This is a genomic window from Agrobacterium sp. ST15.16.024 (assembly GCF_027956545.1).
In the GTDB taxonomy this organism is placed as follows: Bacteria; Pseudomonadota; Alphaproteobacteria; order Rhizobiales; family Rhizobiaceae; genus Agrobacterium; species Agrobacterium cucumeris.
Window position 1 is genome coordinate 1215240 of the sequence record NZ_JAQKGO010000001.1, and the last position, 13637, is coordinate 1228876.

Sequence of the window (13637 nt, forward strand, 5' to 3'; positions counted from 1 at the left end):
GCTCACGCGTCCTCAAACCGGCCCTTCCTTCGTCACGGTAATGAAGTCGGTTCCGGTTCCTGTCTCCAGCTGGTGACTGATATCGGAAACGGTGATCGAGCTGCCGGTTGAAAGCTCCTGTTCAATGCGGGAGCGAATGTCCGCCGGTATGTCGAGACGGCCAAGTACGGCGCTCAATTGATCGAAACCGCCGGGTGCTTCGGCAACGGTAATGCCAAGCCGCTTGCGGGCTGCGTTCGGCAGATGGTTTTCGAGCGTCACGCCGTTCCATTCGGCGGTCCCGGCGGCGCGATCGACGGAAACGGCCTCGAAGAAATGCGTTCCGAGCGCGACTTCGGGATCCCTGATGTCAATGGCCGCCTCAAATAGCGGTTTGAAATCCTGCCGCACCATGATCTGGCCATTCGGTGGATGGTTTTCGCCGGCGGATTCGTAAAGCGCCGCTACGAAGGCGTCGGTGAGAAGCGGTCCGGTGGTCTTCAACCCCTTCCAGCGCTTGAAACCGTTCACGGCGCTCACCGTCATCTCTCCGGCATACCCATCCGCTGCGCCGGCGTCGAAGCCTAGACGGGTCAATACGGCCTGAATATCCATCACCCTTTCCCGCTCGCCACGCCGGGTGATGAGAATGCGCAGGGGCGAGGCGGCCTTGGCCTTCAATGCCGGCTTAAGCGCTTGCGTCTTTTCATTGACGGCAACTTCGACGGTGCCCAAAGCCGCATCGAAGGTTGCGGGGCGCAGTTCAACATCCGATAAAAGCAGCTTGCCGTCATCACTATCGTCACGCGGTTCAAACAACGCCGGATGCTGCACGAAACGCAGGGAAACCGGGCGGTCGGTGATGATGACATGCACCCCGGTCGCGGTGTCTCCAAAAAGTGACTTGGCGAATTTCGAAGGCAGGCGCACGCAGCCATGTGAAGCCGCGTAATTCGGCACCTTGCCTTCGTGCAGCGCAATGCCGGACCATGTCAGCCGCTGCATGAAGGGCATGGGTGCGGCCGAATAGATATTCGACTCGTGGTATTTCCGTTTTTCCAGAATGGAAAATATGCCGCTCGGCGTCTCATGCCCGGCCTTGCCGGTGGAGACTTTTGAGGTGGCGATGATTTCGCCATTTTCGTAAAGCGAAAGCGACTGGTCGCTTTTCGAAACGAGGATCTGCAGCGACCTGCTATCGGCGGCAAGCGCCGGGAAGGCGAGAATGCTGGCCGACAGCATGCCGGTCAGAAGACGGAGGCGGAGGGACATGACGCAATACACCACATGCACAAAACTTGCTCCACTCAACCATGCGAAGTTTAAGGAAGCTTAAGGACGGTGCGGCCGCAACATCACTAATTTGTGTAAAATCTAAAATACGTTGTCATGAAGCGGCGGAACGCGGCCGATGCGCAGTTCCCGGGGCCCTAGATCAAATCGCTATTTGCGCGTACCAAATGTGTAGCCGGTTTCGACGCTGCCCTTGCCGAACTTGTCGCGCAGCTTGTCCATCGCCGCTTCCGCCGCCGCTCGCCGCCCGGCCTGCCTGTCGACGAGATCAGGAGGATCGGCAAGGCCCGCATCGCGCAGATCGCTGACGCCGATGCCGAGCAGGCGGAATTTCGTGCCGTCGGTTTCCTTTTCCAGCATCGAAAGACCAGTGCGGAAAATCCGGTCGGCAAGCTGGGTGGGGTCATCAAGCTTGCGGTTGCGGGTACGGATCTTAAAATCGGCCGTCTTCATCTTCAGCACCACGGTCTGGCCGGCAATGCCGTTCTTCTTCAACCGCCATGCGACCTTTTCGGAAAGCGAGCGCAGGATCGGCACGAGGTCTTCATGGCGGGAAATGTCGTTGAAGAAGGTGGTTTCGGAAGACACGCTTTTGACCGGGTCGTTATTGTGCACATGCCGCTCGTCGATGCCGCGTGAAAGCCGGAAAAGCCGCTGGCCCATCACGCCGTAACGGCGCATCAGATCGCCTTCTTCCATCTCCTGCAGCTGTGCGATCATGCGGATACCGTCCGCCTCCAGCGTAGCAGCAAAGGCTTTGCCCACGCCCCAGATCGTGGTTACGGGCCGCGTCGCCAGAAAGGCAAGCGCCTCCGCCTCGCCAATCACCGAAAAACCGCGCGGCTTGTTGAGGTCGGATGCAACCTTGGCCAGAAACTTGCAGTAGGAAAGTCCGGCCGAGACGGTTACGCCGACTTCCTTTTCCACGCGCTTTGCAAATTTCGCCAGCACGCGCGCCGGCGGGTCATGATGCAGCCTCTCTGTGCCAGCGAGATCAAGAAAGGCTTCGTCGACGGAAAGCGGCTGCACCAGTGGCGTCAATTCCTGCATCATGGCGCGGATTTCGCGTCCGACACGGCTGTATTTTTCCATGTCGGGTTTGATGACCACCGCGTCCGGACAGGCCTCCAGCGCCTTGAACATCGGCATGGCGGAACGCACGCCTTGAATGCGGGCAATATAGCAGGCCGTCGAAACCACGCCCCGCTTGCCACCGCCGACGATGACAGGCTTGTCGGCCAGCTCCGGATTGTCGCGCTTCTCAACGGACGCATAAAAGGCGTCACAATCGATATGGGCGATGCTCAGATCGTAAAGCTCGTCATGATAGACGAGACGCGGGCTGCCACAGGCGCGGCAACGCCTCAAACCCGCTGGCTGGCCAGCCAGACAGTCGCGGCAGAAACCGGGATCATAGCGGTGCGACGTGGACATGGGGCGAAAACAAAACCAGAACGTTGCCGACCTTACTCCGGCCGCGACCATGGCTCAAGGGGTGCCCCGTCAATACTCCCCGGAATCCAGCCCCGGACCGGAAAAATGATGCCAGGCGGCGGCCACCGTTTCGGGTGAGGTATCGGTTGCCGCGCAAAACGCCATGAGGTCCGGTTCGTGGCTCATCAGAAAATCGGTGAGGCCGGCCAGAAAGCCGGGATCGTTGACGGCCTGGCGCAGCATATTGGCCTGCAGGCCGCTCAGCGCCAGGAAACGCGCCAGCATGTCCGGTTCGTTTGCCAGCCAGCCAAGTATGGCGGCCGCCGTTTCTTGCGGATCATTGCCGGCATTGCCTTTGTTTTTCGTATCGCGCAGCATTTCTTCCCCGAAGTTACCTATTTTGAAACCAAATCCCTCTAGCCTTGCGCAACAAATGGACGATGGAATCGGTTCTCTGGCAACTTATATGTCTGGGTGAAGGTTTCAAAGCGAAACGGGGACTGCCCACCATGCCCAAGCAGGTCATGATAGTCGAAGACAACGAGCTGAACATGAAGCTCTTTCGCGACCTGATCGAGGCGTCTGGTTATACGACGATCCAGACGCGCAACGGCATGGAAGCGCTGGACCTTGCCCGCAAGCATCGCCCGGACCTCATTCTCATGGATATTCAGCTGCCGGAAGTATCGGGGCTGGAGGTGACGAAGTGGCTTAAGGAAGACGACGAACTGCACGTCATCCCGGTCATCGCCGTGACGGCCTTTGCCATGAAGGGTGATGAGGAGCGGATTCGTCAGGGCGGATGCGAGGCCTATGTGTCGAAGCCGATTTCCGTCCCGAAATTCATCGAAATCATCAAGACTTATCTGGGCGACGCCTAAGGCGGCTGGGGAACGGTTATGACGGCGAGAGTTCTGGTTGTTGACGACATTCCTGCCAATGTGAAGCTTCTCGAAGCGCGGCTCGTGGCGGAATATTTCGATGTCGTGACCGCCGAGGATGGTTTTAAAGCGCTGGCGATCTGCGACGAGGAGCAGGTCGATATTATCCTGCTCGACATCATGATGCCGGGCATGGATGGTTTCGAGGTTTGCGAGAGGCTGAAGGCCAACCCAAAGACGGCGCATATTCCCGTCGTCATGGTGACCGCGCTCGATCAGCCTTCCGACCGGGTGCGCGGCCTGAAGGCTGGCGCCGATGATTTTCTGACCAAACCGGTCAACGACCTGCAGCTGATTGCCCGTGTCAAAAGCCTCGTGCGCCTGAAGGCCGTCAGCGACGAATTGCGGCTGCGCGCTGAAACCGCAAGGCAGATCGGCATAGAGGAGATGCTGCGCGCCGATGGCCTGATGCAGATGCCCGGCCGCGTGCTGGTCGCGGATGGCCGCGCCAGCTCGCAGGAACGTATTGTCAGGGCCCTGAAGCCGGTCGCCGAGGTCGATGCCGTCACCGATCCGCAGGCGGCGTTGCTGAAAGCGGCAAGCAGTTCCTTTGAGCTTGTCATCGTCAATTCCAATTTCGAGGATTACGATCCGCTGCGATTGTGTTCGCAGCTTCGCTCGCTGGAGCGCACCCGTTTCCTGCCGCTGCTTCTGGTGGCGGAGCAGGGGGCGGACGATATGGTGGCGCGTGCGCTTGATCTCGGGGTCAATGACTATATTCTGCGCCCGATCGATCCCAACGAACTTGTGGCCCGCTCGCTGACACAGATCAGGCGCAAGCGTTACAACGAGCACCTTCGGCTCAACATGCAGCACACGATGGAGCTTGCGATTGTCGACGCGCTGACCGGCCTCAATAATCGCCGTTATCTCGACAATCATCTCAAGATACTCTTTGACCGCGCCGCCGTGCGGGGTCGCCCGATTTCCATCTGCATGACCGACATAGACCGGTTCAAACTGGTCAATGACACCTATGGCCATGATGTGGGCGATGAAGTCCTGCGGGAATTTGCAGCGCGCATCCGCAGCACGGTGCGCGGCGCTGATCTTGCCTGCCGTTATGGCGGCGAAGAATTCGTCGTGGTCATGCCTGACACGCCGATAGAGATTGCCGCCAGCGTCGCCGAGCGCCTGCGTGCGATCATCGAAGACAAGCCCTTCTACGTCCGCTCCATCGATCGTGAACTGAGCATCACCGCTTCGCTTGGTATTGCCACCAGCAGCGGCGCTTTCGGGATGCCGGACGAGCTGTTGAAACAGGCCGACAGGGCGCTCTATGAGGCGAAACACGCCGGGCGCAACCGGGTGGTGGCTGCCGCCGCCTGAAAGCGGCCCGCAGGCGTCTGAGGCGGAAAACCATGTCGTCTTTTCGGGTTTGTCGTCGTTCGGGGAGCTGAAAAGCCACCTTGAGAGGGTCAAGCCTCTGACCTTGCCTGTATTTTATCTTATTGCAATGAATAGGCGAGATTCAGCCGCTTTAATACAGTTCAAGTTGAAAAATATATTGAATTCAATCTCGCGGGAAACTATAGTGTGCCAGCGTTGTATATTTAACCATGTTTTCCGGGTTATGTATCGCTGGCTTAAGAATTTGTTGATTTTTATTTTACTTCTGCGCACACTCATTATCGAGAATAACAGTTCTTCCGGCGGTTTTTCCGTCTTGTGATGATGGAATGATGGCGGCTCATGCCGCTGCGGTTTCGCTCGTCAGGGGCTGGTATTGCGTAGTTCGAATGCCCCATGATGCTCAGGTCCGCCGCATCTCCTGAATCGTGGGGTCGGTCGGCTGACGATGTTCGAATCGGTTCCTCGTGCCGTAGTCACATCGTTGGCCGACCGCCTTCTCCCGAAAACGTGTCTGACTGAGAAACAGGTTTACCCAGCGGGCCTGTGTAGTGGCTCCACGCCATTCACGGCCACGTTTCTTGTGTGAGGAGGAGGGGTGAGCCGCCGGGGCGCTCTGCAAGAAGCTTTGCCGGATTTGAACAGCCTCTCGACTGCCTTCCATATCCCTGCTTACGGATATTCCCGACGCGGAACCGCCGCGCATTTCCCATGGAAATGTCCTTGCCATCCGCGAGAACAAAGACCCATCGATACAAACAAAAAACGCGCCCATTGGGCGCGCTTTTGCCGGAGAACCCGATCAAGAAATTACTTGATCTTGGTTTCCTTGAATTCAACGTGCTTGCGTACAACCGGGTCGTACTTCGTCTTCGTCATCTTGTCCGTGAACGTACGGCTGTTCTTGGTGGTGACGTAGAAGGTACCGGTGTCGGCTGTCGACAGCAGCTTGATCTTGATTGTTGTAGCTTTCGCCATGGTCGTCCTGCCTTTAAACAAAAGAGAAGCCGCAGGCGCTTCTCACCTCGGCTAAATCTGGCGCGAAACTACGTATCGCGCCTGAAAAGTCAAGTCTGTTTTGCCCGGAAAACAAAACGGAACCCATAAAGCACCACGTAAAGCCCGAAAAATACGGCAAGCGCCCAGGCGAAACCATCGGTGCCCGCGACATCCATGGAAATGCCGACGGCCTGCGGTCCCGCAATCGTGCCCATGGCGTAACAGAAGATAAAGGCGGCATTGGCGGAGACCAGATCGGCGCCTTTCAGGCGTGATCCGAGGTGAGTGAGGCCGACGGTATACATGCCGGAGACGAGGCCGCCCCAGAACAGCAGCAGCGCCGCCACGAGGATCCAGCTGTCCACCAGCAGAGGCAGCGCCAGCGTGCCGCAAACGCCCGCAAAGGCCATCAGCGCGAGCATGGTGCGCCGATCCTTCATCCGGTCCGATAACAGGCCGATCGGTATCTGGAAGACCATGTTGCCGATGCCCATCACGGTCAGCAGCAATGCGGCCTGCGATTCGTTGAAGCCCTCACGCGTGGCATAGATGGGAAAGAGCGACAGGCCACCGGCCTGCACCGAACCGAACACGAAAGCCGCCGCCGATGCCATCGGCACCAGCCAGACATAACGGGCGAAATGGTGGTTGGGCCGCTCGTCCAGCTCAGGACTTTCACCGCGCGCCATGAAGATCGGGATTGCGGCCAGAAGGATGATCGCCGCTCCGACGATAAACGGCAGGATACCCTCGCTGCCGACCACGGAAAACAGCAGCGGGCCGACTGCAAAGCCGACCGCAAGGCCGGTGGCGTAGATGCCGAGAACCATGCCGCGTTTTTTCGGCGGCGCGGTCATGTTGATCCAGTATTCGGACAGGATGAACAGCGTGGTGGTGGCGCCATGGAAAACGATTCGCAGCGGAAACCACATCCAGAAGGCGTCTGCGAAATAAAAGCCGAGCGCGCTCACCGCTGAAATAACCACCGCAAACAGCATGGTTCGCGCCACGCCGAAATCATGGGCGATCTTGGATGTCACGGGGGCAGCCATCATCGCCGCGACGCCGGCCATGGCCGAATTCACCCCGATCATGGTGGAGGAGATGCCCCGCTTCTCAAGGATGATCGATAGCAGCGGCAGGCCAAGGCCGATGGCGACACCGACCGCACTGATGGCGGAAATGGCGGCGATCAGAGAGGGCCAGTGAATGGCGTCCGCTTCTTCGCATTTCATTTGTGACATGACGGCCTTTATACAAAGTCTCGAATGAATCGGCCGTGGCGCGTGACATAGAGCCGCGCGGGGCTTTCAAAGGGCAATGACGGATCACCTATCATGAATTTTGTGACATCTTCGAGAACCGTGCGTGTGATTTTCGGCATGTTCAGACTGGAAAGGTCTTTCATGTCAAGCCATTGCACATCGTGCAACTCGTCCGAATCCCGGATTAGCCGGGTATCCAGCCGCAATTCGTCGGCATAACAGCAAAAGAATCGCGTGTCATAGCGCCTGATATTGCCCGGCGGGGTGATGGCGCGCGCCACATAACGGAAACAGGAAAGGTCCGGACCACCTGCACTCAGTCCCATATCCACCCCGGTTTCCTCGACAAGCTCGCGCGCAGCGGCGAGCGCCAGCGCTCTTGCGCCGGCAACGCTCATGCGCCGCGGGGCGGAGGCGCTGAGGCGGTCGAGGACTGCGGGGTGCAGGTCGCCGGAAAAGGGCAGCGCGTGATCGCGTGGATCACGTTTGCCGCCGGGAAATACGTAAGCGCCGGGCATGAAGATATGGGCATGGCTGCGCTGGCCCATTAAGACGCGGGTCGCCGGGCCGGAACGGTCGAACAGGATGATGGAGGCGGCATCCCGCGGCCGCAGGGGCGGGCTCGCAACCTCGGCGCTCTTGCGGGGTTCGGTCACGCGCACGTTGTCGCCTGTCGTCAGTGGGAGGAGCCGTCTATCTGCACTGTTGGCTGTTTTCCGTCAAAGCCATGCATGCGCAGAGCCCATTGCAGGCCGATGACACCGCCCTTGATTGGCTGTAGCGTCAACAGCGCAGCCAGAATGGTGATCGGCACCCAGATGGCGAAATGCACCCACATGGGAACGGAGAACACCATATCCGTCATCATGAAACCGCCGACGGCGATATGGCCGATAATGACGATGGAAATATAAGGCGGCAGGTCATCCGACCGGTGGTGGTGCATTTCCGCGCCGCAGGCGGCACAATTGTCCACCGGCTTCAGAAAGGCACGAAACAGGCGGCCGCCGCCACAGGCGGGGCAGCGGTTCGCCATGCCGCGCATGATCGAACGGCCAAGCGGCCGCTCGGCGCTATTGTCTCCGAAGGTAACTGTTTCCGAGCCCTGATGTGCACTCATCCTTAAGTCCTTCTTCCGTTCTTTCAACCGCCCGTCGCGGTGTTGTTAACGTCGTCCTCTGGGCGGCCTTGTTCCCGGCTTAGCACCGGGACGCGATGTCCGCCGGCCTGCCTTGTGGAACGACCGCGAGCCGACCGGCATCTTGCGGCCGGGGCTCAGCATCTCGAAACGCAGCGCGCCCGCCAGAGGCACTGCTTCCGCAAGCCGTACCTGAACCGTGTCGCCAAGCTGATAACCGAGACCGGTCTTTTCCCCCGTCAGAGCCTGATGCGCCTCATCATAGAAGAAATAGTCGGTTCCGAGTGTAGATATAGGAACAAAGCCATCAGCGCCAAACTGCGGAAGCGCGACAAATAGTCCCGCCTTGGTGACACCGCCGACGCGGCCCTCGAATTCTTCACCCACCCGTTCGGAAAGATGATGCGCGATCAGCCGGTTGACGGTGTCGCGCTCGGCCGCCATGGCGCGGCGCTCGAAGGTGGAGATTTCGGCGGCGATGTCGTCAAGCGTCGCCTCTTCCTGCGGGGTGATGCCGCCTTCGCCGAGCCCCAGCGACCCCACCAGCGCCCGATGCACGATCAGATCGGCATAACGGCGGATCGGCGAGGTGAAATGCGCGTATTTCATCAGGTTGAGGCCGAAATGGCCGATATTCTCGGGGCTATAGATCGCCTGGCTCTGGCTACGCAGCACCATTTCATTGACCATGATCTGGTGCGGCGTATCAAGGGCGCGCGCCAGAATGCCGTTGAAGGAATTGGCGCGCATGGCCACGCCCTTGGCCATGGAAATGCCGATCGTGCCGAGGAATTCGCGCAGCACCTCCTGCTTGGAGAGCGTCGGCGCGTCATGCACGCGGTAGACCAGCGGCTGCTTTTTCTTTTCCAGCGTCTCGGCGGCGGCGACATTGGCCTGGATCATCATTTCTTCGATGAGCTTATGCGCATCGAGACGTTCGGGAATGACGACCTTGTCCACCGTGCCGTCTGGCCGCAGCTGGATCTTGCGCTCCGGCATGTCGAGTTCCAGCGGCTGGCGGCGGTCGCGGCCACGCTTCATCACCTCGTATGCATGCCACAATGGCTTCAGGATCGGCTCCAGCAGCGTCCCGGTCTTGTCGTCCGGGCGGCCGTCGATCGCCGCCTGCGCCTGCTGGTAGGAGAGTTTGGCCGCACTCTTCATCATGATGCGATGGAAAGTATGGCCCGCCTTGCGGCCTTCCCTGGAGAAGGTCATCCGCACCGCGAGTGCGGGGCGGTCGACGCCTTCCTTCAGCGAGCAGAGATCATTGGAAATGCGCTCCGGCAGCATCGGCACAACCCGGTCGGGGAAATAGACCGAGTTGCCGCGCTTCAGCGCCTCGCGGTCAAGCGGCGCGCCGGGGCGCACATACCAGGAGACATCGGCAATGGCGACGGTGACGATGACACCATCGGGATTGTCGGGCGAGGGGTCCGGTTCGGCATAAACCGCGTCGTCATGATCCTTGGCGTCGGCCGGATCGATGGTGATGAGCGGCAGGTCGCGCCAGTCCTCGCGGTGTGACATGGTCGCGGCTTTGGCCGCATCCGCTTCCGCCAGCACATTCGGCGGGAAGATATGCGGAATACCATGCGCATAAATGGCGATCATCGAGATCGCCTTTTCCGATGCGACGGAACCAACGACGGACAGAACCTTTGCGCGCGTCAGGCCGTAACGGCCGCTGTTGCGCGAGGTTTCTACCTCGATCAGATCGCCGTCCTTGGCATCGCCGACGCCATCGGGATCGATGACCATTTCTTCGCCGCGCCGGTCGATCGGCATCAGCCGTCCGCCGCCGCCTTCCGTCTGCTTGAACACGCCGAGCAGCGCGTTCTGGCGGCGGTCGATCAGCTTGACGACGCGGGCCGTGTAGGCCGGGCCGACACTGTCCTTGGAAGGGAAAATCTTTGCCAGAATGCGGTCGCCGAGACCGGCTGCCGGCGCTTTCTTGCCACGGTCCTGCGAGGACTGGCGGATCAGCACGGCGGGTGCAGCGCCCATATCCTCCGGCCATTCCGCCGGCCGGCCGATCAATTCGCCGTCCTTGTCGCGGGTGGTGATGTCGAGAACCGTGACAGGCGGCAGACCGCCCGGCCGCGTCAGCGACTTGCGGCTCTTGTGCACCATGCCATCGACTTCCAGTTCCTTCAGCAGCGCTTTCAGAACAATACGGTTTTCACCCTTCAGCCCGAAAGCCTTGGCGATTTCACGCTTGGAAGCCTGCTGCGGATGGTCGGCGATGAATTTCAGCAGCACTTCGCGGGAAGGCACCTCGCCATGGATGATGCCTTCACCTTCGCTCACCCGCTTGCCGCGCCCGGTGCGTCCGAAACCGTCGCTGGCGGAACCCTGTCTCTGACGCGGCGTCTTGCTCACTCTGCTGCCTTCTTGGGTTTGGCCGCTGCCTTCGGCTTGGCGGCCGCCTTGGTCTTGGTTGCTGCCTTGGCTTTCGTCGCCTTTGGTTTGGCAGTGGCACCATCGGCCTTCTTGGCGGCAGGTTTCTTGGCCTTGGCGGGCTTGCCGCCGGTGCCGGTCTTGGCAATGCGCTCGGCAATCAGCACCAGAGACTCGTCCAGCGTCACCGAAGCCGGGTCCTGACCCTTCGGAATGGTGGCGTTGACCTTGCCCCAGTTGACGTAAGCGCCATAACGCCCGTCACGCACGGTGATCGGCCCGCCATCGGGGTGGTCGCCCAGTTCCTTCAGCGCTGCCGGCGTGCCGCTGCGGCCGCGTCCCGGTCCCTTGCTCTGCTTTTCGGCAATGACAGTGACGGCGCGGTTGAGACCGATCGAGAACACGTCCTCGATGCTTTCAAGGTTCGCATAGGAACCGTCATGCAGAAGGAACGGCCCATAGCGGCCAAGCCCGGCCGATATCATCTTGCCGGTTTCCGGATGTTTGCCGATATCGCGCGGCAGGTTGATGAGCGCCAGCGCCTTCTCGTGGTCGATATCCTCAGGCTTCCAGCCCTTGGGCAGCGAAGAACGCTTGGCTTCCTTGCCATCGCCACGCTGGATATAGGGTCCGAAGCGGCCGGAGCGCAGCGTCAACTCTTCACCGGTCATCGGATCGGCGCCGAGCGCCTTCGGCTCGTTCGAGGCCGCAGCTTCGGCTTCCGAGCCGTCAGAGGTGAGCTGGCGGGTGTAGTTGCATTCCGGATAGTTGGAGCAACCGACGAAAGCACCGTATTTGCCGAGCTTCAGCGAGAGATTGCCGGTGCCGCAAACCTGACAGATGCGCGGATCCGAACCATCCTCACGCTTGGGGAATACCAGCGGCGCCAGAACCTCGTTCAGCGCATCCAGCACGTTGGTGACGCGCAATTCCTTGGTATCTTCGATCTGCGCGAAGAAATCCTTCCAGAAATCACGCAGCACCTGCTTCCAGTCCAACTCACCAGCGGAAATCCGGTCGAGCTTTTCTTCGAGAGCAGCGGTGAAGTCGTATTCGACATATTTGGAGAAGAAGCTTTCAAGGAAAGCCGTCACCAGCCGTCCGCGCGAATGCGGGATCAGCTTGCGTTTGTCGACGATGATATATTCGCGGTCGCTCAGCGTCTTCAGCGTTGCCGCATAGGTGGAAGGGCGGCCGATGCCGAGTTCTTCCATCTTCTTGATGAGCGAGGCTTCCGAATAGCGCGGCGGCGGTTCGGTGAAGTGCTGGCTGGCATTGATCTTCTGCTTGGCGAGGTTCTCGCGCGCATTGATCTGCGGCAGACGGCCTTCGTCGTCACCGTCGTCGCTCTGCTCGCCATCTTCCTTCTGGTCGGTATAGGCGGCGATGAAACCGTCAAAACGGATCACCGAGCCGACGGCGCGAAGCCCGGCCTTCTCGCCGTTCTTGTCCGCGAGGATTTCGACCGTCGTACGCTCGATTTCGGCGGACGCCATCTGGCTGGCGATACCGCGCTTCCAGATCAGGTCGTAAAGACGCAACTGATCGGCATCGAGATAACGCTTCACCTGATCCGGCGTGCGGTTGAAATCGGTCGGGCGGATCGCCTCGTGCGCTTCCTGGGCGTTCTTGGCCTTGGTGGAGTAGAAGCGCGCCTTTTCCGGCACATAGCGGTCGCCGAACTGCTCGCCAATGGCCTGGCGGGCAGCATCGATGGCTTCCGGTGCCATCTGCACGCCATCGGTACGCATATAGGTGATCAGACCGACGGTTTCTCCACCGATGTCGATGCCCTCATAAAGCTTCTGCGCCACCTGCATCGTCCGCGAAGCGCCAAAGCCCATGCGCGAAGACGCCGCCTGCTGCAAAGTCGAGGTGGTGAAGGGCGGGCCGGGATTACGCTTGACTGGCTTGGCCTCAACCGTATCCACGACATAGGTCGCGCCTTCCAGCAGTGTCTTCAGCCGGTTAGCATCGTCTCCGGTCTTGATCCCGCGGCTTTGCAGCCGCTTGCCGTCGGCCGAAACCAGCTTGGCTTCGAACTCGTCACCGCGCGGTGTCTTCAAAAGCGCGCTGATGTTCCAGTATTCCTCGGAGACGAAGCGTTCGATCTCGGACTCGCGGTCGCAGACGAGACGCAGCGCAACCGACTGAACGCGGCCGGCCGAGCGCGCGCCTGGCAGCTTGCGCCACAGCACCGGCGACAGGTTGAAACCGACGAGATAGTCGAGCGCGCGGCGGGCGAGATAGGCGTCGACCAGCGGCACGTCGATGTCGCGCGGGTTCGCCATGGCGTCCAGCACCGCCTTTTTGGTGATGGCGTTGAAGACCACGCGCTTCACCGGCTTGTCGCCGAGAACGCGCTTCTTCTTCAAAAGATCGAGAACGTGCCAGGAAATGGCTTCACCTTCGCGATCCGGGTCGGTTGCGAGAATAAGGCCGTCGGAGGCTTTTACCGCGTCGGCAATATCCTTCATGCGCTTGGCGGATGCGCTGTCGACCTCCCAGGACATTTCGAAATCCTGGTCGGGCAGCACCGATCCGTCCTTGGCAGGAAGGTCTCTGACGTGGCCAAAGGATGCAAGAACCTTGTAGCCCGAACCAAGATACTTGTTGATTGTCTTGGCTTTGGCAGGAGATTCTACGACAACGACATTCATATTGTTTTTCTCTGGAACTGGTCCGTTAACATAGCCGGATCACGGAGGAAGGCCGCAACAAGACTTCTTTATAATTCGACATGGACAGGTAATGCCCGCGGGTCAAGAGGCAAGCCCGATTTTATCGCTTCCGGTCGATTGCAACCTATGGATAATCTATTGTTGTATTGCAATCTTT

General features: G+C 59.8%; 11 protein-coding genes. 2 read left to right on the forward strand and 9 right to left on the reverse strand.

The window, feature by feature from the left end:
* Positions 1–12: 12 nt before the first annotated feature.
* The 3 genes from PL640_RS06000 to PL640_RS06010 form a co-directional block, all read right to left on the reverse strand.
* Positions 13–1251 (reverse strand): L,D-transpeptidase family protein, encoded by a 1239-nt coding sequence (locus PL640_RS06000; RefSeq protein WP_271361089.1) that lies wholly within the window; start codon positions 1249–1251, stop codon positions 13–15.
* A gap of 171 nt (positions 1252–1422) precedes the next feature.
* Entirely contained in the window at positions 1423–2706 is a 1284-nt protein-coding gene (locus PL640_RS06005; protein WP_271361090.1) for a DNA polymerase IV, read from the reverse strand.
* 69 nt (positions 2707–2775) lie between these two features.
* The gene (locus tag PL640_RS06010) at positions 2776–3084 is read right to left on the reverse strand and encodes a DUF3572 domain-containing protein (protein ID WP_271361091.1); all 309 of its coding nucleotides are present in this window, start codon (positions 3082–3084) and stop codon (positions 2776–2778) included.
* Positions 3085–3215: 131 nt separating this feature from the next.
* On the opposite strand from PL640_RS06010, the gene PL640_RS06015 reads away from it, so the two are divergent.
* Entirely contained in the window at positions 3216–3587 is a 372-nt protein-coding gene (locus tag PL640_RS06015; protein ID WP_003496409.1) for a response regulator, read from the forward strand.
* An 18-nt stretch (positions 3588–3605) separates the two neighbouring features.
* Positions 3606–4976 carry a PleD family two-component system response regulator gene (locus PL640_RS06020; protein WP_271361092.1) on the forward strand — a complete coding sequence of 457 codons (1371 nt, stop codon included), beginning with the start codon at positions 3606–3608 and terminating at the stop codon, positions 4974–4976.
* Between the two features lie 831 nt (positions 4977–5807).
* Here the strand turns inward: PL640_RS06020 and rpmG are convergent.
* The 6 genes from rpmG to topA all read right to left on the reverse strand — a co-directional run bounded on the left by rpmG (position 5808) and on the right by topA (position 13459).
* A complete protein-coding gene (rpmG, locus tag PL640_RS06025; RefSeq protein WP_003496403.1) occupies positions 5808–5975 on the reverse strand; it encodes a 50S ribosomal protein L33 in 168 nt (55 codons plus the stop codon).
* An 89-nt stretch (positions 5976–6064) separates the two neighbouring features.
* Entirely contained in the window at positions 6065–7231 is a 1167-nt protein-coding gene (locus tag PL640_RS06030) for an MFS transporter (protein ID WP_269698826.1), read from the reverse strand.
* Between the two features lie 17 nt (positions 7232–7248).
* Entirely contained in the window at positions 7249–7875 is a 627-nt protein-coding gene (locus tag PL640_RS06035) for an NUDIX domain-containing protein (protein WP_405049188.1), read from the reverse strand.
* A gap of 62 nt (positions 7876–7937) precedes the next feature.
* Entirely contained in the window at positions 7938–8381 is a 444-nt protein-coding gene (locus tag PL640_RS06040; RefSeq protein WP_046800295.1) for a DUF983 domain-containing protein, read from the reverse strand.
* Between the two features lie 45 nt (positions 8382–8426).
* Positions 8427–10781, reverse strand: a complete 2355-nt coding sequence (gene rnr, locus PL640_RS06045; RefSeq protein ID WP_271361094.1) for a ribonuclease R — start codon at positions 10779–10781, stop codon at positions 8427–8429.
* Complete coding sequence (topA, locus tag PL640_RS06050; RefSeq protein ID WP_271361095.1) at positions 10778–13459, reverse strand: type I DNA topoisomerase; 2682 nt, start codon at positions 13457–13459, stop codon at positions 10778–10780. Before topA ends, rnr begins: the two co-directional genes overlap by 4 nt.
* Positions 13460–13637 lie beyond the last annotated feature (178 nt).